At 70.6% G+C, this 19,879-nt stretch carries 19 protein-coding genes and 1 tRNA gene; 16 read left to right on the top strand and 4 right to left on the bottom strand.

Features of this window, described 5'->3' with window-relative positions; all coding sequences use genetic code 11:
* Nucleotides 1-14: 14 nt before the first annotated feature.
* A complete protein-coding gene (gene lhgD / locus KVF89_RS14105; RefSeq protein ID WP_257426367.1) occupies nucleotides 15-1,220 on the top strand; it encodes an L-2-hydroxyglutarate dehydrogenase in 1,206 nt (401 codons plus the stop codon).
* On the opposite strand, the gene KVF89_RS14110 is transcribed toward lhgD, so the two are convergent.
* Together KVF89_RS14110 and KVF89_RS14115 are read right to left on the bottom strand one after the other, a co-directional pair.
* Complete coding sequence (locus KVF89_RS14110; protein WP_257426369.1) at nucleotides 1,193-1,969, bottom strand: lytic murein transglycosylase; 777 nt, start codon at nucleotides 1,967-1,969, stop codon at nucleotides 1,193-1,195. The two genes, lhgD and KVF89_RS14110, sit on opposite strands and share 28 nt — an antisense overlap.
* Before the next feature lie 12 nt (nucleotides 1,970-1,981).
* Complete coding sequence (locus KVF89_RS14115; protein WP_257426370.1) at nucleotides 1,982-2,473, bottom strand: YajQ family cyclic di-GMP-binding protein; 492 nt, start codon at nucleotides 2,471-2,473, stop codon at nucleotides 1,982-1,984.
* 119 nt (nucleotides 2,474-2,592) lie between these two features.
* On the opposite strand from KVF89_RS14115, the gene KVF89_RS14120 reads away from it, so the two are divergent.
* The 3 genes from KVF89_RS14120 (at nucleotide 2,593) to KVF89_RS14130 (ending at nucleotide 5,723) form a co-directional block, all read left to right on the top strand.
* Nucleotides 2,593-2,674: transfer RNA gene (locus KVF89_RS14120), tRNA-Tyr, on the top strand.
* Between the two features lie 257 nt (nucleotides 2,675-2,931).
* Entirely contained in the window at nucleotides 2,932-3,981 is a 1,050-nt protein-coding gene (locus KVF89_RS14125; protein ID WP_257426371.1) for an LLM class flavin-dependent oxidoreductase, read from the top strand.
* Nucleotides 3,982-4,085: 104 nt separating this feature from the next.
* Nucleotides 4,086-5,723 carry a flavin-containing monooxygenase gene (locus KVF89_RS14130; RefSeq protein ID WP_257426373.1) on the top strand — a complete coding sequence of 546 codons (1,638 nt, stop codon included), beginning with the start codon at nucleotides 4,086-4,088 and terminating at the stop codon, nucleotides 5,721-5,723.
* 52 nt (nucleotides 5,724-5,775) lie between these two features.
* On the opposite strand, the gene KVF89_RS14135 is transcribed toward KVF89_RS14130, so the two are convergent.
* On the bottom strand, nucleotides 5,776-6,558 hold the full coding sequence (locus KVF89_RS14135) for an SDR family NAD(P)-dependent oxidoreductase (RefSeq protein WP_257426375.1): 783 nt from the start codon (nucleotides 6,556-6,558) through the stop codon (nucleotides 5,776-5,778).
* A gap of 147 nt (nucleotides 6,559-6,705) precedes the next feature.
* Here KVF89_RS14135 and KVF89_RS14140 point away from each other — a divergent pair, with 147 nt between their 5' ends.
* The 9 genes from KVF89_RS14140 to KVF89_RS14180 all read left to right on the top strand — a co-directional run bounded on the left by KVF89_RS14140 (nucleotide 6,706) and on the right by KVF89_RS14180 (nucleotide 15,254).
* Nucleotides 6,706-7,653 (top strand): zinc-binding dehydrogenase, encoded by a 948-nt coding sequence (locus KVF89_RS14140; protein WP_257426377.1) that lies wholly within the window; start codon nucleotides 6,706-6,708, stop codon nucleotides 7,651-7,653.
* Nucleotides 7,654-7,671: 18 nt separating this feature from the next.
* Nucleotides 7,672-8,583: an alpha/beta hydrolase gene (locus tag KVF89_RS14145; protein WP_257426378.1), complete on the top strand. Its 912-nt coding sequence runs from the start codon at nucleotides 7,672-7,674 to the stop codon at nucleotides 8,581-8,583.
* On the top strand, nucleotides 8,580-9,317 hold the full coding sequence (locus KVF89_RS14150; RefSeq protein WP_257426380.1) for an SDR family NAD(P)-dependent oxidoreductase: 738 nt from the start codon (nucleotides 8,580-8,582) through the stop codon (nucleotides 9,315-9,317). Before KVF89_RS14145 ends, KVF89_RS14150 begins: the two co-directional genes overlap by 4 nt.
* 79 nt (nucleotides 9,318-9,396) lie before the next feature.
* Entirely contained in the window at nucleotides 9,397-10,971 is a 1,575-nt protein-coding gene (locus tag KVF89_RS14155; RefSeq protein ID WP_257426382.1) for a sugar ABC transporter ATP-binding protein, read from the top strand.
* Entirely contained in the window at nucleotides 10,968-12,125 is a 1,158-nt protein-coding gene (locus KVF89_RS14160) for an ABC transporter permease (protein ID WP_257426384.1), read from the top strand. Before KVF89_RS14155 ends, KVF89_RS14160 begins: the two co-directional genes overlap by 4 nt.
* 71 nt (nucleotides 12,126-12,196) lie before the next feature.
* Nucleotides 12,197-13,351 carry a sugar ABC transporter substrate-binding protein gene (locus tag KVF89_RS14165; protein WP_257426386.1) on the top strand — a complete coding sequence of 385 codons (1,155 nt, stop codon included), beginning with the start codon at nucleotides 12,197-12,199 and terminating at the stop codon, nucleotides 13,349-13,351.
* Between the two features lie 87 nt (nucleotides 13,352-13,438).
* Nucleotides 13,439-13,687 carry a hypothetical protein gene (locus KVF89_RS14170; protein WP_257426388.1) on the top strand — a complete coding sequence of 83 codons (249 nt, stop codon included), beginning with the start codon at nucleotides 13,439-13,441 and terminating at the stop codon, nucleotides 13,685-13,687.
* Nucleotide 13,688: 1 nt separating this feature from the next.
* Nucleotides 13,689-14,423 carry an SDR family NAD(P)-dependent oxidoreductase gene (locus KVF89_RS14175; protein WP_257426390.1) on the top strand — a complete coding sequence of 245 codons (735 nt, stop codon included), beginning with the start codon at nucleotides 13,689-13,691 and terminating at the stop codon, nucleotides 14,421-14,423.
* Nucleotides 14,424-14,582: 159 nt separating this feature from the next.
* Complete coding sequence (locus tag KVF89_RS14180; protein WP_257426391.1) at nucleotides 14,583-15,254, top strand: TetR/AcrR family transcriptional regulator; 672 nt, start codon at nucleotides 14,583-14,585, stop codon at nucleotides 15,252-15,254.
* 17 nt (nucleotides 15,255-15,271) lie between these two features.
* On the opposite strand, the gene KVF89_RS14185 is transcribed toward KVF89_RS14180, so the two are convergent.
* Nucleotides 15,272-16,096, bottom strand: coding sequence for an acyl-CoA thioesterase (locus tag KVF89_RS14185; protein WP_257426393.1), 825 nt, complete (start codon nucleotides 16,094-16,096; stop codon nucleotides 15,272-15,274).
* Between the two features lie 55 nt (nucleotides 16,097-16,151).
* Here KVF89_RS14185 and KVF89_RS14190 point away from each other — a divergent pair, with 55 nt between their 5' ends.
* From KVF89_RS14190 to KVF89_RS14200, 3 genes are read left to right on the top strand one after another with little or no spacing between them, the layout of a single operon-like run.
* A complete protein-coding gene (locus KVF89_RS14190; protein ID WP_257426395.1) occupies nucleotides 16,152-17,702 on the top strand; it encodes an AMP-binding protein in 1,551 nt (516 codons plus the stop codon).
* The gene (locus tag KVF89_RS14195; protein ID WP_257426396.1) at nucleotides 17,699-18,652 is read left to right on the top strand and encodes a cyclase family protein; all 954 of its coding nucleotides are present in this window, start codon (nucleotides 17,699-17,701) and stop codon (nucleotides 18,650-18,652) included. The genes KVF89_RS14190 and KVF89_RS14195 overlap by 4 nt, the downstream gene beginning before the upstream one ends.
* Nucleotides 18,649-19,875 (top strand): acyl-CoA dehydrogenase family protein, encoded by a 1,227-nt coding sequence (locus KVF89_RS14200; RefSeq protein WP_257426398.1) that lies wholly within the window; start codon nucleotides 18,649-18,651, stop codon nucleotides 19,873-19,875. The genes KVF89_RS14195 and KVF89_RS14200 overlap by 4 nt, the downstream gene beginning before the upstream one ends.
* Nucleotides 19,876-19,879: the final 4 nt, after the last annotated feature.

Genomic DNA, 19,879 nt, shown 5'->3' on the forward strand with positions numbered 1-19,879 from the left:
GGGAGGATGGTTCCGTGGGTGCGGGCACGATCGGGATCGTCGGCGGCGGGATCCTCGGTCTCGCCGTCGGCCGTGAGCTGGTCCGCAGACGACCGGGCGTCACGGTCGTGGTCCTGGAGAAGGAGACGCGGCTCGCCACCCACCAGACCGGTCACAACTCCGGGGTCGTGCATGCCGGCATCTACTACCGGCCCGGCAGCCTCAAGGCGGAGCTGTGCACGCGCGGACGTGCGCTGCTGCGCGACTACTGCGCCGAGCACGGCATCGCGTACGACGAGTGCGGCAAGCTGGTCGTCGCGGTCGACGAGGCCGAGCTGCCGCGGTTCGAGGCGCTGGCGCGGACCGCGCGCGAGAACCGGGTGCCGGGGCTGCGCCGCCTCGACGCTGCGGCTATCGGCGAGGTCGAGCCGCACGCCGCCGGCCTCGCCGCGCTGCACTCACCGCGGACGGCGATCACCGACTACGTCGCCGTCGCCGAGGCGCTGTCCGCGGAGATCGTCGCGGCCGGAGGAGCGGTGCACCTCGGCGCCCAGGTCACCGTCGTCGACCGGGTGCCCGGAGGCCTCGAGGTCGGCACGGCGACCGGGCGGCACCGGGTGGACGAGCTGGTGCTCTGTGGCGGGCTCCAGTCCGACCGCCTGGGCCGGCTGGTCGGTGGGCCCGTGACGCCGCGGATCGTGCCCTTCCGCGGCGAGTACATGCGGGTCGCCCCAGCCAAGCAGGACCTGGTGCGCGGGATGGTCTACCCGGTGCCCGACCCGGCGTACCCGTTCCTGGGCGTGCACTTCACCCGCCGGGTCGGCGGCGGCCTGGAGGTGGGGCCGAACGCCTTCCTCGCGTTCAGCCGCGACCGCTACGGTCGGGCATCGGTCACGCCCCACGATCTCGCCGACACCCTGAGCTACGGCGGCTTCTGGCGCTTCGCCCGCCGGCACTGGCGCACCGGGGCCGGCGAGCTGCGCGGCGTGCTGTCGCGCTCGGCGTACATGCGCGCGGCGCAGTGCTACGTCCCCGCCATCGGCGCCGCGGACGTCACCCGCGCCGGTCTCGGCCTGCGTGCCCAGGCCGTCGAGGCGGACGGCTCCCTGGTGGACGACTTCGTGATCCACCGGGCCCACGGGATCACGGCGGTCCGCAACGCGCCGTCGCCGGCAGCGACCTCCAGCCTGGCTATCGCTGAGTACGTCGTGGATCAGCTGGAAGCGGCCCGGGACGCGTAGACGTTCGCCAGGTTCGCGATGTCGGCGACATAGGCGTCGGAGTGGTTGAAGCTGAAGATCGCGCGTCGCCAGGTCTCCGGGTCGGCGAGGTCGCCGGCGTGGCAGAGGTAGCGCGCGGCGGCCAGCGCCGCGTCGTCGATCTGGTTGGGGTCGGCCGCCCCGTCGCCGTCGCCGTCGGCGCCCCAGCGCTCCCAGGTGGACGGGATGAACTGCAGGGGCCCGATCGCCCGGTCCCAGGCGCGGTCGCCGTCGAGAGCCCCGTCGTCGGTGTCGCGGACGGCCCCGAACGCGCCGCCGTCGAGTACCGGGCCGAGGATCGTCGGCCGGGCCACACCGTCCTCCCCGAGGACGGAGTCGTGGACGCTGCCGTGTGTGGACTCGATGCCGCCGATCGCGGCCAGGCTGTTCCACGCCACCCGGCAGCCGGGCTGCTCGGCGGCGGCCCGGAGGTGCGCTCGCGCGTACGCCGTGAGCGCGCGCAGCGGGATCCCCGTCCGGCCGGCCAGCTGGGCCAACCAGGTGTCGTCGGGCCGGTAGGGGTCGGGTGCCGTCGCCGGTCGGTCGGGCGTTGCGGGCTGGACCGGGCCGGCGTCGGTGACGGCCGGCGCGATGCCGGTCGCCTCCGCCAACGGCGGCCGGCGTGACGAGCCGGCGTCGTACGCGAACGCCACGCCGACGCCGATCACGAGCGCGACCATGAGGACCGCGACGGTGACCGCGCCGACCAGGTAGCGGTCCGGTCGGGGCATCAGGGTGGGGTGTCAGCGGTAGTTGGTGAACTGCACCGCGAAGTCGTAGTCCTGCGCCTTGACCAGCGCCTGGACGGCCTGGAGGTCGTCGCGCTTCTTGGAGGAGATGCGCAGCTCGTCGCCCTGGATCTGCGCCTTGACGCCCTTGGGGCCCTCGTCGCGGATCAGCTTGGAGACCTTCTTGGCGTCCTCGGAGCTGATGCCCTCCTTGAGGGCGATCCCGATCTTCGACACCTGGCCGGACTGACGGGGCTCGGAGGCGTCGAGGATCTTGAGCGACTGGTTGCGCTTGATCAGCTTGTCCTGGAAGACGCTGAGCACGGCGCTCGCGCGGTCGTCGGCGGACGCGCTGATCTCGATCGCGTCGTCGCCCTTCCACTCGATCGTCGCGCCGGTGCCCTTGAAGTCGAAGCGGGTTGCGATCTCCCGGGCGGTCTGCCCGAGAGCGTTGTCGACCTCTTGGCGGTCGATCTTGCTGACGATGTCGAAGGAGGAGTCGGCCATGTGTGTCACCTGCGCTGTTTTCGGTCCGGCGGGGCTGCTGCGCTATTGTTTCGCGTCGTCGCCCACGCGCCAACTCAGGGTCCTTCGAGGGCCCGGATACGGCCCGCGGACGACAGCCCGGCAGGTTGCCCGAGCGGCCAAAGGGAGCTGACTGTAAATCAGCCGGCAATGCCTACAGTGGTTCGAATCCACTACCTGCCACGGCACCGAGAAGCGCCCCTGGCCTGCATGAACAGCAGGTCAGGGGCGCTTCGCGTTCCGGCCTCGGTGCTGCGAGCGAGCTACCGCTGGTCGACCGTCCCGACGGGCTGGCGGCCGGCCCGATGCCGGCGCGGCGGCTCCCCTCACCTCAGCACGTCCGCGCCCTGGAAGGCGGGGGCGCGCTCGTACGGGGGTTGACCTCCGGCGTGACGCGCGTCATATTTCCACCAAACGACCGATTGAAAGTGGTGGATCCGATGCGCGACCCCGAAACGTCCATGGCCATCTCGGTCGCCTTCGCCCCTTCGGAGGCGACACCTGACCTGATCGTCCTCGCCGAGGAGCTCGGCTTCCATCGAGCGTGGTTGTTCGACTCGCCGGCCATCTACGGCGACATCTGGATGACCTTGGGGATCGCGGCCGAACGCACGAAGCGCATCGGGCTCGGCAGCATGATCATCCCGAGCCTGCGACACCCGGTGGTCACCGCGAGCGCGATCGCCCAGCTGGAGTCCCTCGCGCCGGGGCGGGTCGCGGCGTCGGTGGGGTCGGGGTTCTCGGCCCGCTATGCACTCGACGACCCGAAGCCGATGCGGTGGGCCGACGTCGAGGAGTTCGTGGTCGCGTTGAAGGCGCTCATGCGTGGGGAGCGCGTCGAGTGGCAGGGTCACGTGCTGCAGCTGCTGCACAGTGAGGGGTACGTCGCGGAGCGGCCCCTCGACGTACCCGTCCTCGTGGCGGCGGAGGGCCCCAAGGGGCTCGGCGTCGCGCGGGCTGTCGGCGACGGAATGTGCTCTCAGTTCGAGTCGCTCGACGACGAGAAGCTGGCGTTCCCGTGGGTGACGGTGCATGCCTACGCGCTCGCGCTCGAGGAGGGGGAGTCCCTGCGGGACCAGCGGGTGATGGACACGATGGCCTGGCTCCCGGCGCTCTACCACCACGTGGCGTTCGAGCGGAACCAGTCCTACGACGCGCTTCCCAACGGCCAGGTCTGGAGGGACCGGATGTCAGCGGTGCCCGAGCGTGAGCGTCACCTGGCGATCCACCGTCGCCATATGGACGGCCTCAACGAGCTCGACGAAGGCGTCGTGACGCCCGAGGTCGTGGAGGCACTGCTGCCATCCGCGGCGATCGTCGGATCGGTCGACGAGGTGCGCAAGCGGTTCGACGAGTACCGACGTAGGGGGGTGGACGAGCTGATGATGTACGTCCCTCTCGCCCATGCTGAGCGCACTCTTCGTGACGTCGCCGCCGCGGCCGAAGGGGTCGCGGGGAAGCGGCCACTGCTCCGGGCTCGCGGCGAGTGACACCGGTCTTCCGAAGAGGTTGACCTACGTCACATCCGATGCCTATTCTTCAAACGACCGTTTGGCAGAAGTCCGGCGGGCCGTGAGCACGAAAGGGACGATCGATGGCACAGGCACCCAACGTCCGCGAGGTGGACGCGATCGTGATCGGAGCCGGGTTCTCCGGCCTCCACGCGACCAAGAGGCTGACCGACATGGGCCTGTCGGTCCGCGCGTTCGACGCTGCCGAGGGCGTCGGCGGCGTCTGGACCTGGAACCGCTACCCGGGAGCGCGCACCGACTCGCTCCACATGACCTACTGCTACTCGTTCGACAGGGACCTGCTCAACGAGTGGGGCTACAGCGAGGTCAACCCGCGCCAGCCGGAGGTGCTGGCCTACCTGCGCCACGTCGCGGACCGCTTCGATCTCGAGCAGTACTACACGTTCGGGACCTCGGTGACCTCGGCCGTGTACGACGAGGCCGCGGGTCGATGGGTCATCGAGACCGACCACGGCGAGACGGTCTCGGCGACCTACTTCGTCACCGGGCTCGGGCTGGTCTCCGCGCCCCTGCAGCCGACCGCGCCCGGCCTCGAGAAGTTCCGCGGCGAGGTCCACCACACCGCCCGGTGGCCGCACCACGAGGTCGACTTCGCCGGCAAGCGGGTCGCTGTCATCGGCACCGGCTCGAGCGGTGTGCAGCTGGTGGCGACCATCGCCGACCGCGTCGGCAGCCTGACGGTCTTCCAGCGCACGGCGAACTGGGTCGCCAAGACGCCCAACCGCCCGGTCGGTGCGGCCGAGCTCGATGAGATCCGTCAGGACTACGACACGATCTGGAAGCGCGTGCGTCACCACCCCGCGGGCTGGCCGTGGGAGATGCCCACGCGCTCCGCCCTCGAGACACCCCCGGACGAGCGGGAGCGCGTCTTCGAGCAGCAGTTCGAGGAGGGCGGCTTCGCCCTGCTCTACAACGCCTTCTCCGACCTCTCCACGGACAAGGCCGCCAACGACCTCCTCTGCGACTTCATGCGCAGGAAGATCCAGGAGATGGTCGACGACCCGGAGCTCGCGGCGAAGCTCACGCCGACCCACCCGTACGGCGCCAAGCGTCCCCCGACCACGGATGGCTACTACCAGGCGTTCAACAAGCCGAACGTCGGCCTCGTGGACCTGCGCGAGACGCCGATCGAGGCCTTCACCGAGAACGGGATCCGGACGTCGGCCGGCGAGCACGAGTTCGACATGATCGTGCTGGCGACCGGGTTCGACGCGATCACCGGGGCCTTCACCAGGATGCAGATCCGCGGCGTCGGTGGACGGGACCTCAACGAGTACTGGAGCGATGGCCCGAAGACCTATCTCGGTCTGGCGGTGCCGGGCTTCCCCAACATGTTCACCGTGGCCGGCCCGCAGACCCCGTTCTCCAACCTTCCTCCCGGAGCGCAGGCCCAGGGCAGCTGGATCAGCGACGCGATCTCCTGGATGCGCGAGCATGACCAGGCGGCGATGCACCCGACAGAGGCGGCCGCGGAGGGGTGGACCGCGCTGTGCAACGAGATCGCCGAGTCTCTGCCGGCCACGAGCGTCGCGGCGGACGCGAACTCCTGGTTCACCGGAGCCAACGTCGAGGGCAAGGCCGTGGCGTACAACATCTACTTCGGTGGCCACGGGTCGCACGCCGACCTGTGCGACGAGGAAGCGGCGAGCGAGTACCCCAGCTTCGCCAAGATCCCGGCGCTGGTCGAGCAGCCGGCCTGATCGCTCACCACGTTCGGCGCCCGCAGGCTTCGGCCTGCGGGCGCCGAGACGTTCACCGCGCCAGGTACCCGCCATCGACCTCGTACGCCGAGCCGGTGACGAACGATGCCGCGTCGGAGGCGAGGAAGGCCACGACCTCGGCCACCTCCTCCGGCGTGGCGAGCCGCCCGAGCGGGTGGAGGTCGGCGAGCCGCTGCTTCTGCTCCGGGGTTCGCGGCGAGATCGAGGTGTCGACGTAGCCGGGCACCACCAGGTTGCTCCGGATGCCGCGCGCGGCGTACTCGATGGCGACCGTGCGGGTGAGGCCGAGGACCGCGTGCTTGCTGGCGACGTAGGGCGAGGCGCCGGCGATGCCGGAGGCGGCGCCGATCGAGCCCATGTTGACGAGCGCACCGCCGTTGCCCGCGGCGACCATCGCGCGCAGCTCGGCGCGTAGGCAAGCCATCACGCCGTCGAGGTTGACGGACGTCACGCGTCTCCACTCGTCGACCTCGGTGGCGCCCACGTCGTGAAGGACGGGGACGCCGACGCCTGCGTTGTTGACGGCGATGTCGAGCCGACCGGTCGTCGCCACCGCCTCGTCGACGACGGCCGCGATCGCCGCCGGATCTCGTACGTCGAGCCGTGTGCCGACGGCGTCGTTCGGCAGCTCCGATGCCAGGGTCACGGCGCCGTCGCCGTCGATGTCCGCCACGGTGACGCGTGCGCCCCGCGCGGCAAGGAGGCGGGCGCAGGCGGCGCCGATGCCCGCTGCTCCTCCGGTCACCAGCGCGGTTCTTCCCTCGAGGTTCAGGCGTTCGAAGGCACCGCTGGGGAGGGATGTGAAAGTGCTCAATTGAAGATTCCTCGGAGAGTTGTTGTCAAACGGGCGTTTGGTGGATATGTTACCCGGCATATGACGTGCGCCACACCCTGGTGGGGCGATTCCACAGCAAGACCGGCCTCGGCGGACGCCGGGTCGTGAGCAGAGAGGAACGACGCGATGCATGGCTGGCAGTTCACCGGGGCGGGCGAACCGCTCCGTCTCGTCGAGCTCCCGACGCCCAGGCCGGGCCGGGGCCAGGTCGTCGTCGACGTGCGCGCCGCCGGACTGTGCCACAGCGACGTGGGCTTCGTCGACGGACACATCACCTGGATGCTCGAGCAGATGCCGATCGTGCTCGGTCACGAGGTCGCGGGTGTCATCAGCGAGGTGGGCGAAGGCGTCGACGGCTTCGCCGTCGGTGACCGGGTCGGCATCGCCGGCGACGGCCTCGACGCTCCGGGCATCGTGCTCGACGGTGGCTTCGGGGAGCAGTGCATCGGCAAGGTCGATCAGCTCGTGCCCATCCCTGACAACGTGAGCTTCGTGCAGGCCGCGTCGGGCACCGACGCCGGGATGACGTCGTACCACGCGGTCCGGGTCGTCGGTGGGGTCGGCCCCGGTCACAAGGTCGGCATCATCGGGCTCGGTGGTCTCGGCCTGACCGGCGCGAGGATCGCGGTGCTCGCCGGTGCGGAGGTGTACGCCGCCGAGATCGACGAGGAGAAGCACGAGGCGGGTCTCGCGGCCGGCCTCACCGCGGTGGTCGCCGATGCCAAGGAGCTCGCGACGTACGAGCTCGACGTCATCGTCGACTTCGCCGGCTTCGGCACCACGACCGCCGCGGCGGTCGAAGCGATCGCACCGGGCGGGCGGATCGTCCAGGTCGGTCTCGGCTCTGTCGACATGACGATCTCGAACCAGGCGCTGGTGACCAAGCAGCTACAGCTGCTCGGCTCGCTCGGGGGCAAGAAGGCCGACACGGCCGCGGTCTACGAGCTCATGGCGGCCGGCGACCTGGAGATCGTCACCACCCCGCTCCGCTTCGACCAGATCGCTGACGGCATCGACCTGCTCCGGGCCGGCGGCGTGCAAGGGCGACTCGTCGCCACCTACGACGCAACCTGAGGACGAGGAAGCAAGCTGATGACGAACACCACGATGAACGAGGACGAGCTCGCGCGAGCAGTTGCGATGTTCGTGGAGGCGACCCCACCGGTCGACGCTCCGATCTCCGAGTGGCGAGACGGGTTCGAGGCGATGTGCGCCACCTTCGACGTCCCGGTCGACGCGGAGATCTCCGAGGTCGAGCTCGGCGGCGTCGCGGGCCGCAAGGTCGCCGCTCCCGGCGCGGCGACGGACGGACGGGTGATCCTCCACTTCCACAGCGGCGGCTACGTCATGGGCTCCTCCCGGGCCTACCGCAACTTCGGCTATCGGATCTCCGCCGCCGCCGGGGTGCCGGTCATCGTGCCGGACTACCGCTTGGCGCCGGAGCACCCCTTCCCGGCCCCCGTCGACGATGCTCTGGCCTGCTACCGCGCTCTGCTGGACGAGGTGGAGCCGAAGGACGTCGTGGTCAGCGGGGACTCGGCCGGCGGTGGGCTGGCGATGGCTCTGCTACTGGCCATCAAGGAGGCCGGACTCCCGATGCCGGCCGCCGCCTTCGCGATCTCGCCACTGCTCGATCTCGCGGGCACCGGAGAGTCGCAGGTGACCAACGACGCCATCGACCCACTGATCAACCGCACGATGGTCGTGGAGATGGGGAAGGTCTATATCGGTGATCTCGACCCGGCACAGAACCCTCTCGCTTCCGCGCTGTACGGCGACCTCGCCGGGCTGCCGCCGCTCCTGCTGATGGCCAGCGCCACCGAGGTCCTTCGTGACGATGCCGTCCGCTTCGCCGCCAAGGCGGTCGAGCAGGGTGGCCAGGCCGAGGTCATGACGCCGGACGGCATGGTCCACATCTGGACCCTCTTCCCGTTCCTGCCGCAGGCGGGGGAGTCCGTCGCGGCGCTCGGGCGGTTCGTCCGCGATCACCTCCGGGTGTCATGAGCGGGCTGGCGGGGCGGTTCGCCGTCGTCACCGGCGGAGCGGGGGAGCTCGCCCGCGAGATCGCGCGACGCCTGCTCGCCGAGGGCTCTCGTGTCGCACTCCTGGACCGGGACGAGGAGGGCCTCGGGAAGGCGGCCGCCGATCTCGGTCACGACGCATTGAGCGTCCTGGCCGCGGATGTGACGGACGAAGGCGAGATGGCGGCAGCGCTCGCCGCGGCGGCGAGCCGTGGGGGCGGTGCCATCGACGTGCTCGTCAACAACGCCGGCATCGAGGGCCCGGTGGGCCGGATCGTCGACACCGACGTCGCCGACCTCGAGCGCGTCCTGCGGGTCAACGTGATCGGCGTCTTCCTGGGGTTGAAGCACGGACTGCCGGTCGTGAGGGACGGCGGTGTCGTCGTGAACGTCGGCAGCACGGCGTCGTTGCGCGGCGCGCCGCTCGTCGCGCCGTACGTGGCCTCGAAGCACGCCGTCGTCGGGCTGAGCCGGTCCGCGTCCCACGAGGTGGCCGATCGCGGCATCCGGGTCGTGACGGTCTGTCCGGGACCGTTGGATGGCCGGATGATCCGCGAGCTCGACGACCGGCGCCGGGCACGGGGACAGGTCTCCGGGTCGACCCTGCGCTACGGGCAGATGGGTGAGGTCGCGGCAGCAATCACCTTCCTCGCCTCCGACGACGCGTCCTTCGTCAGCGGCACCGAGCTCGTCGTCGACGGCGGTCGACTGGCGTAGCCCACGGTCTGGCGAAGGCTCGACCATGCCCTCATTTACCTACCAAACGGACGATCGAAAATTGAGAGGAGCGGGCGACATGACAGAAGTCGTTGCCAGCCCATCGCAGGGGGCTGAGGCCGTCGCGACCGTCGCGCCTGCCGTGTCGGTGCGCGGTGTGTCGAAGACGTTCGCCGGGACGCGCGCTCTCGACGACGTCGACCTCGACGTCCGGCCCGGAGAGATCCACGCACTCTGCGGGGGCAACGGATCCGGCAAGTCGACACTGATCAAGATCCTCTCCGGCGTCTACCAGGCCGACCCCGGCGGGGTCATCCGGGTCGACGACGAGGACGTCGCCGCCGACGCGGTGACGCCGGGTGACGCCTCGCGTCTGAGCATCTGCACCGTCCACCAGGACCTCGCCGTGTTCCCGGACCTCAGTGTCGCGGAGAACCTGGCGATCGGCGGTGGCTTCGAGACCGCGCTCGGTGGTCGGATCCGCTGGGGTCGTCAGCGCCGTCAGGCCGCCCGCCTGATCGAGCGGTTCGGCATCCCGGCGACTCCTCGCACCCGGCTCGCGTCCCTGACGGTGGCGGCACGCACCCAGGTCGCGATCGCCCGTGCCCTCCAGGCCGCGGGGGACGACCACCGAGGCCTCCTGATCCTCGACGAGCCGACCGCCGCACTCCCCGTCAAGGAGGTCGAGCAGCTCCTCGAGGGGCTGCGCAAGCTGGCCGCCCAGGGCCAGAGCATCCTCTACGTCAGCCACCGTCTCGACGAGGTCCTGGACCTCTGCGACCGGGTCACCGTGCTCCGCGACGGCCGCCGGGTGGCGACGACCGACACCGCCGATCTCGACGAGCAGGGCCTCATCGAGCTGATGCTCGGCCGTACGGTGGAGCACCAGTTGCGGCACGAACCGCGGCGGACCGACGGCGCGCCGCTGCTGGAGATCAGGCACCTCGCCTCCGGTCCGCTGCGGGACGTCTCGCTCACTCTCCACGAGGGAGAGGTGCTCGGCATCGCCGGTCTGCTGGGATCGGGACGCTCCACGCTGCTGCGTACCGTCTTCGGCGACCGCGCGCCGGACGGTGGTGACATCGCCGTCGGCGGACGCTCCGTCCGCTACCGGCGCCCGATCGACGCCATCGCCGACGGAATCGTGATGGTCCCGGAGAACAGGCTCCAGGACGCCGCGTTCACCGACCTCACGGTCGACATGAACGGCGCCCTCTCGGTGATCGGGGGCTACTGGCGTGGCGGCTTCCTGCGCGGCCGCCGGCTGCGCGAGGACGGGCGCGACCTCATCGCCGAGTTCGGGGTGAAGACGCCGACCGGCGCGGTGCCTCTCAGCGCGCTGTCGGGCGGCAACCAGCAGAAGGTCGTGATGGCGCGCTGGATGCGCCGCAAGCCTCAGGTTCTTCTCCTCGACGAGCCGACCCAGGGCGTCGACGTCGGGGCCCGGGCCGACATCTACCGCCTCGTGCGCGAGGCCACGGACAACGGCTCGGGGGCGATCGTCGTGGCCTCCGACTTCGAGGAGCTCGCCCACGTCGCCGACCGCGTCCTCGTGCTCCGCCGGGGCCGGGTCGTCGCAGAGGTCTCCGGCGCCGACATCACCGCACACCGACTCACCGAGCTCAGCCTCGTCGAAGGAAAGGCAACGTCGTGACCAGCACACTGCCCGCCGACACCGCGGTCGCGAGCGCGACCGAGAAGCCGGGGCATGCCGTGCTCCGTCGTCGGCCCCCGTCGATCACGACCGCGCTGGAGCACGCGGGCCTGCCGCTGTTCCTCGGTCTCCTGATCCTGTTCTTCGCGCTCAACGAGGCGTCGAGCACCGCCTTCCGGTCGAGCGCCAACGTCAACAACATCTTCGCCAACCAGTCCGTGACCGGTCTCATCGCGCTGGCGATGGTGGTCCCCCTGGTGTGCGGCTACTTCGACCTGTCGGTCGCAGCGATCGCCGGTCTGACCAATGTCACCGCCGCGGCCGTCATCGGGACCCATGGGCAACCGATCTACATAGGGATCCTCGCGGCCTTCGCCGTCGGCACGGCGGCGGGACTGATCAACGCCCTCCTCGTCGCCGGGCTACGGCTCAACGGGTTCATCGCCACCCTCGGCACCTACACCCTCATCGGTGGTCTGCTGCAGTGGTACACGAAGGGCCAGACGATCACCAACGGGATCCCGCGCGAGCTGAGCGACTGGGGCACCCAGGCGCTCCTCGGCATCCCGGTGCCCTTCTGGCTGCTGATGGCTGTCTCGATCGTGACCTGGTACCTGCTGATGCAGACACCGTTCGGTCGCCGGCTCGAGGCGATCGGCTCGAACGAGAGTGCTGCGCGGCTGGTGGGCATCCGGGTGGACCGTGCGGTCGCCCTCACCTTCGTGATCTCCGCGCTCCTAGCCACCGTCGCCGGCGTCTTGCTGACGATCCGGAGCGGCGGGGCGAACCCGACGTCGGGCACGGCGTACCTCTTCCCCGCCCTGGCCGCGGTGTTCCTCGGCGCCACGGCGATCCGGCCCGGCCGGTACAACGTGTGGGGAACGATCTTCGGCGTCTTCCTCGTCGCGGTCGCGGTCAACGGCTTCACCTTCATGGGCGCGCAGGCGTGGGTCACGCCCGTCTTCAACGGCTCCGCGCTGGTCCTCGCCGTGGCCGTGTCGACCCTCATGGGTCGAGCCAGGGACAACACGGCAAGGCGGAAGCTGCGCGACCGGTCGACCCGGCGGACGGGGGCGGCCGGAGAGCCGGGTCCGGGGGGAGGTGGCTCCACCGCGACGACCGACGACGCCGCGCGGACGACGATCTCGGGCTGACCGCAGCACCCCCCACAGTCGAGTGCCGGTCCGCCGGATCGCACTCACTCACCCACGCTGGAGAAACCGAAATGAAGAACCACAACCTGCTGCGCACCGTGGCGCTGCCGCTCATCGCGGTCGCCGCACTCGCGCTGTCAGCCTGTTCCGACACCGCCGAGGGCGGATCGACCAAGGACGAGCTGGCCGCCAACACCGATGGGCTCGACGAGCTCTTCGAAGGCACCGAGCACGAGCCCCCGACGACGGGACCCGAGATGTCGACCGACAAGTCGGTCTGGTGGATCTCGTGCGGCATGGCGATCCCGGACTGCTCGGTGCCGGCCAACGCGGCCCAGGAGGCCGCCCTGGCGATGGGCATCGAGTTCCACATCGCCGACGGCAAGCTGAACGTGGGCGGCGGCAACGAGGCGGCTGTGCGCACCGCGCTCGCCGCGAAGCCCGACGCGCTGATCATCCACGGCATCTCCTGCCCGATCGTCCAGGCTCCCTTGCAGGAGGCGGTCGACGCCGGCGTCGAGGTCATGGGTGTCGAGGCCCTCGACTGTGCTGCGACCGGAGGACCGCAGCTCTTCACCGCGGAGATGAACTATGCGGAGGGTGCGGAAACGGGTGAGGAGTACTTCAAGAGGTGGGGTGAGATCGGCGCCGACTACCTGGTGGCGGCGACCGAGGGCAAGGCGAAGGTCATCGTCAACGAGGGGACCGAGCCACTGCAGGCCCTGATCAACGACGCCTTCGTCGCGACGGTCGAGGAGTGCGAGGAGTGCGAGATCCTCGAGCAGATCGAGTTCGGCTCCGCGGACCTCGCCCCGGAGGGCACCTGGATCCAGCAGTTCCGTGCCTCGCTCGCACAGCACCCCGACGCCAACTCGGTGTTCCTCCCCTTCGACGTCAACATCTCGACGGCCGGTGGAGCCCAGGCGGTCAACGAGAGCGGGCTCGATCTGATCGGAGCCGGCGGCTCCGGGCAGGCGCCCGCCCTCGACCTGGTGCGCGATGACAAGTTCACCGCCGTGACGGCGGCACACTCCGCCACCTGGATGGGCTACGCGGCGATGGACAACATCAACCGGGTCCTGCAGGGAGAGGACACTGTCCCTCAGGGCGTCGGCTTCCGCGTGGTGGATGCCAACAACAACCTCCCGGAGAGCCCGGAGTCGCAGTACGAGACGCCGATCGACTTCGTGGCGGCCTACAACGAGCTCTGGGCGTCCGCGTCCTAGAGGTCCACGTCGCTCGCCCGCCGGACGTTCCGGCGGGCGAGCGACCTTCCCGTCCGCAACATGCCGATCGAACGAGGAGCGACAGGAATGAGCGTGATCGCCGTCGGACACCACGGCCTGACCGTGGGCGACCCGGACCGCACGGAGAGGATGCTCGTCGACGACCTGGACGACGTCCTCGCCCGTGCCGCCGGCCTCGGCTGGCGCCCGGCGGGCCGCGTCATGGGGATCACGACCGGCCCGCGGGCCGGAGGTCGGGCGGTCCACCTCACTGACGATGACGGTGTGGTCGTCGAGTTGGTCGAGCCGCCCGTCCCGACTCCGGCGGACGCCTGACATGGCGGTCGTCGTCACTGGTGGGACGAGTGGCCTGGGCCTCGCCGTGGCGCGGCGATTGGCCACGCCCGGGGGCGAGGTCTTCCTGACGTACTCCCGCGACAGCTCCGCCGCGGCGGATGCCCGCACGCAGCTCGGCTCGACAGGGGCGACCGTCCACCTGGTTCGGGCGGACCTGGCGGAGCGCGGCGGCGCTCGGGCGGTCGCGGACGCCGTACGCGCTCGTGTCGACGCCGTCAGCCACCTCGTCCACGCAGCGGCCGCCGGAGCACCGGGTGCCCTGCTGGAGCACGACGGCGCCGACCTCGACCGCGCGGTCCGGCTCAACGGCACGTCGGTCGCACATGTCGTGCGCGAGCTCAGCTCCCTGCTCCTTCCCGGAGCATCGGTCGTGTTCGTGACCAGCGCCGGCGCGCGGTGTGCGCTCGACGGCTACGGCCTGCTGGGCGCGCCGAAGGCGCTCGCCGAGCACCTGGTCCGCCACCTCGCCCGCGAGCTCGCACCGCGTGGAGTCCGGGTCAACTGCGTGTCTCCCGGTCCGATCGACACGAAGGCGCGTCGGGAGATGTTCCCCGACACCTGGGAGAGTCGACTCGCCGACCAGGTCGCGGCCACCCCCGCCGCTCGCGGCGTGACGGCTGAGGAGGTCGCGGGCGTCATCGCCGCGCTCGCCGGACCCGATTTCGCGATGGTGCAGGGCCAGGTCCTCACCGTCGACGGCGGCCTCACCCTGTGAGGTCGGACGAGGAGGTCGACAGCTTCCTCGGCGCGTTCGAGGACGCACTGAACGTCCTGGGGCACCCGCGCGACGCATCGGCGGTCGCTGGTCGCGTCTGACCAACCGTACGATTGAAATGGGGTACGATCGCCGCGCTCGGCAGAGGAAGAGGAGTCCATGGCAGCACAGCGCAAGACATCGGGGTCGGCGCCGGCGAGACGAGGACGACCGCCCGGCTCAGGGGTCAAGGACGCCCGCCGGACTCCGCTCGACGGCAACCGGTCACGGGACCAGGAGGTTCTCGGGGCGGCGGTGAAGCTGTTCTCCGAGAAGGGGTACGCCTCCACGTCCGTGCAGGATCTCGCCGACGAACTAGGCATGCTCAAGGGCAGCCTCTACTACTACATCGACACCAAGGAGACCCTGCTCCGCCGGATCTTCGAGGACTCGCACGCCGCATGCAGCGAGATCGCCGAGCGCCACCGCGCGGGTGAGGGCGCTCCGCTCGCGAGACTGGAGGCGTTCCTCGTCGAGTATGCGCTCTGGTACGTCACCCACCTCCAGCGCGCCAGCCTGTTCGCACGGGAGTGGCGTTACGCCAGCGACGACCTGAAGGCCTTCATGTCCAAGCAGCGGAAGTACTACGACACGGTCGTCGGCGAGTTCGTCAAGGCCGCTCAGGACAGTGGAGACGTCCGCGAGGATCTGGACGTCCGACTCGCGACCTACTTCGTGATGTCCGCCGTCTCCTCTCTGCCCGACTGGTTCAACCCCCGCGGGCCGCAGAGCGCCCAGAAGGTGGCTTCGGAGTACGCCCGCATGTCGATTGCGCTGATCACCTCGTCCTGAGGCCGGCCGGACCGGTGTCAGACGGTCCGGCGCAGGAGGCTCTGCTGCGCTGAGGTCGCGACCAGCTCGCCGTCGGCGAAGAAGCGCCCGGTCGACAGCGCGACCTCGTCGGCGTACGACGGGCTGCTGGTCTCGTAGAGCAACCACTGCCGGATGTCGAAGGGGCGGTGGTACCACGCCGCGTGGTCGAGCGAGGCGGCCTGACGGCGACCCGGCGACGACTCGTGCTCCAGGTCCGCCACTCTCGTGAGGCAGAGGTCGGAGACCCAGGTGAGCGCCACCGCCTGCTCGAGCGGCCCGGACAGGTCCGCCCGGTAGCGAACCCAGTAGCGCAGGAGGGGCCGGCCGTCCGGCCCGGGCACCGGCCCCGTGTCGGCGAACCTGAGGTCGAAGTCACGACGGGACGGCCGGTGCTCTCCGGGTATCGGGCCGCCCTCGGCGGGCCGGGCTTCTCGGGGCGCCGACGACGGAGGTGTCGTCGTGGTGGCGTGTCCCCGGCTCGGCCGCGGGCGGTGGAAGGACGCCGTGGCGGTCGCGACCGTTCCCCGGGGCTGGACCGCCTCGATCGCGACGGTCGTGAACGAGGGAGAGCGGCTCAGCACGCGGACCGGGAGGTCGAGGTGGTCCGCCGGTGATGCGGGCGCCAGGAAGTGCGCGTGGAGGGAGTGCGGCCGCTGTCCTGCGTCCGTCGGCCCGGCGGCTGCGCGCAGCAGCAGGGCAAGTGTGGAACCGCCGAACGCGCGGACCTCATTGCCAGGGACCAGCCCGGTGCCGATCGGCGTGCACGAGGTGCGCACCAGCCGGCCCGCAGGTGCAGCCTGGTTGTTGACGTCGGGGACCATGTCCACATATTCTGCCAAACGGACGGTAGAAATCAAAGAGGAGGAGGTGTCGGCGGTGGAGCCGTACTCGAGGTTCACCTCGGTCCCGCAGCTGCTGGTGCATCGCGCCGTGCACGATGCGGACCGCGTGGCGGTGACTTTCGAGGATGGGACCTGCACCTACGCCCAGCTCGATGAGCGAGCCGCGCGGGTGCAGACCTGGCTCGAGGGCGCCGGCGTCAGAGCCGGTGACCGCGTCGTGCTCCTCATGCGGAACTCGCTGGACTTCCTCTATGTCTGGCTGGGCGCGGCCCGGGCAGGAGCGGTCGGTGTCCCCCTCAACACCTCTTCGCTCGGGGAGGCCCTCGCTCACCCGTTGACGCACTCCGAGGCGGTGGGCGTGTTCGCCGATGACGACCTTCTGAAGATCGTGGCCGACTCCGCAGATGTGGACGGCCTCTGGCTCGTGGCGACGAGCGAGATCGGCGGCCTGATCGATGCCTCACACCCGGCGGTCTCACCGGCGGACGTCGCAGGCCCGGACCCCATGAACATCATCTACACGTCCGGAACCACGGGCCTGCCGAAGGGTGTGGTGCTGAGCCACACCAGCTACCTCAACACCGGCGGCTACTTCGCGCACCACCTCGGCCTCGACCGCGACGACGTGCTGCAGACCTGCCTCCCGCTGTTCCACTGCAACGCGCAGCAGACCACGTGCATGGCGGCATTCTCGCTCGGTGCCCGCGTCGCCCTCCACGGCAAGTTCTCCCTCAGCCGGTTCCCGCAGTGGTTGGCCGAGAGCGGCGCGACGGTGACGAACCTGCTGGGGTCGATGCTGGCCCTGCTCAGCAAGACGGAGTCGCGTCCCGAGGATGCGGCGACCGCGCTCCGGCTGATCGTGGCTGCGCCGGTCCCCGAGGACCTCCATGGTGAGCTGGAGCAGCGGTACGGCGTCCGCGTCGTCGAGGGCTACGGGCTCACGGAGACCGGGACCATGGCGTGCATGAACCCGCTGGACGACCGGCGGCCCGGCACCTTCGGGCTGCCGCTCGAGCACACCGAGCTCAAGATCGTCGGTGCGGACGGCGTGGAGCTCGACGCGGACGAGAACGGTGAGCTGTGGGTCCGCAGCGCCGTTCCCAACGCGTTCATGAGCGAGTACTTCCGCGATCCTGGGCGGACGGCGGAGGCCCTCGACCAGGGCTGGTTCCACACCGGTGACATCTGCCGGCGCCGGCCGGACGGCTACTACGTCTTCGTCGACCGGCTCAAGGACACGATCCGCCGGCGAGGGGAGAACATCAGCTCGTTCCTCGTCGAGAAGGCGCTGCTGGAGCACCCGGACATCCTCGAGGTCGCGGCCATCGGCGTGCCCTCGGAGCTCAGTGAGGAGGACGTCCTCGTCGTGGTCGTCGCGCGCGCCGGATCGGGGCTCGACGAGGCGGCCGTGCACGCCTTCTCGTCCGAGGTCCTCGGTGACTACATGCGCCCCCGGTACGTCGAGCTGCGCGACGACCTGCCGCGCACCGAGACCGGACGCGTGCACAAGTTCTCGCTGCGACAGGAGTCGCACGACCGGGCCTGGGACGCCCAGGCCCTCCCGGCCTCGGGGCGGACGCGATGACGGCGTCGGCGCCGGTCGTCACCGCCCACGAGCTCCCGACGTACGACGAGCTGCCGGTGGTGCCCGGGCTGGGTCTCCCGCACGCGTGGGACCTGCTCGACCACGACCGCGGCAGCCTCTCACTGATCGACGACGAGCGTCGCCTGTCCGCGGCGAGCCAGGTCCAGCGCGGCGAGTCGATCGGCCTCAACCTCCCCCTCGACGAGCTCGACCCGCCTCTCTTCGGCCGGGCCCGGATCCGCCACACCGTCATCGACGTCGGCCGGAACACCCACGAGGACGTCCTGGACGGCTTCAACCCGCAGGCGGGCTCCCAGTGGGACGGGCTCCGGCACGTCCGGGCGCGTGAGCACGGCTATTTCGGGGGGCTCGCCGACCTGCGGGACCCCGCCCCGCTGGGCATCCAGCACTGGGCGGCGACGGGCATCGTGGGCCGGGGCGTGTTGCTCGACGTGAGTCGCTGGGCCGCCGAGGGGGGGCGACCCCTCGATGCCTTCGCCGGGACCGAGGTCACGGCGAGCGACCTCGATGCGTGCGCCGCCGCGCAAGGGGTGAGGGTCGAGCCGGGCGACGTGGTCTGTCTGCGCTTCGGCTGGACGACCGCCTATCGGGCGCTCGAACCGGCCGCGCGCGCGGGCTCGGCTCTCGGCGCGGCGTTCTCGGGCCTGCGCGCCGACGACGCGACGGCGCAATGGGTCTGGGACCACCGCATCGGCGCGCTCTGTGCCGACAACCCGGCGCTCGAGTGCGCACCGGGCGACCCGGCGATCGGATCACTGCACCGCCGCCTCATCCCGCTCCTCGGCACCGCTGTCGCGGAGCTCCTCGATCTCGACCGGCTGGCGCACCGCTGCGCCGAGCTCGGCCGTTGGACGTTCCTCTTCGTGGCCGTCCCCCTTCCGCTGACAGGCGGCGTGAGCTCGCCCTCGAACGCATTGGCACTTCTATGACGACGTCACCGACCGCCTCCACCTCGCCGGCTCCGGGTGGTACCGCCACGCTGCTCGGCCACCACGTTCTCGGCCCCGAGCTGCCGGCGGTGCCCTACGACCACCCGTTCCGAGCTGAGTTCCGCGGCTGGCTGCAGCAGCACCCGCTCGGCCCCGAGCCGCTCGAGCAGGACGCCCGGATCGCCCACCGGCGCGCGTGGCACCGCGAGCTGGCCGCCGACGGCTGGGTCGGCCTGCACTGGCCGGTCGAGCACGGTGGTCGTGGTGCCGATGCACTGACCCAGTTCATGTACTACGAGGAGCTCGCCCTCGCCGGGGCACCGGAGCCGGCGAACACGCCCGGTCTCATCCTGCTGGGACCCACCTTGATGGTGCACGGGACCGAGGAGCTCAAGAAGCGCTTCCTCCCCGGCATCCTCGCGGGCGACGAGGCGTGGTGTCAGGGGTTCTCCGAGCCTGACGCCGGCTCGGACCTCGCAGCGGTCCGCACCCGCGCCGAACTCGTCGGTGACGAGTGGGTCGTCAACGGCCAGAAGATCTGGACCACCTTCGGCCAGTACGCCGACCTCGTGTTCGTGCTGTGCCGGACCACCCCGGGCTCCGAGCGTCACCGCGGGCTCTCCCTGCTCGTCGTGCCGGCCGACCAGCCGGGCGTCACCATCCGGGCGATCAAGCAGATCAGCGGCGACGAGGAGTTCTGCGAGGTCTTCCTCGACGACGCGCGTGCGCCCCGGGACTGGGTCGTCGGCGAGGTGGGCCAGGGGTGGGCGGCGGCGATGACGCTCTTCCAGTTCGAGCGTGGCGACCAGGGCTACACCGACCATGCACGGATGCTCGTGCGGTTGGCCGGTGTCGAGCGGCGACTGGCCGAGTCCGAGACGGCCGGGCTGGTCTCCTCGGTCCGCGCTGCGACCGCGCGAGCTCGCCACCGTGACCTCTGGGTGCGTATCCAGGGACTGCGGCTGCTCAACTACCGTGGCGCCGTCCTCGCGACCTCCGGGGAGGGGCTCGGCGCCGTCGGATCGATGACCAACCTCGTGTGGGGCGAGCTCGAGAAGGAGCTCGGCGCCGCCGTCGCCGAGGCCGTCGGTGCCTGCGGACTCAGGGCCGGTCGCCACGACACGCACGAACGGCTGCACACCCGCGCCGCCTCGATCTACTCCGGCACCAGCGAGATCCAGCGCAACATCATCGCCGAGCGCCTCCTCGGGCTTCCGCGATGAGCGC

Origin of the sequence: Nocardioides carbamazepini, assembly GCF_024614185.1 — a bacterium.
GTDB classification, from domain to species: domain Bacteria; phylum Actinomycetota; class Actinomycetes; order Propionibacteriales; family Nocardioidaceae; genus Nocardioides; species Nocardioides carbamazepini.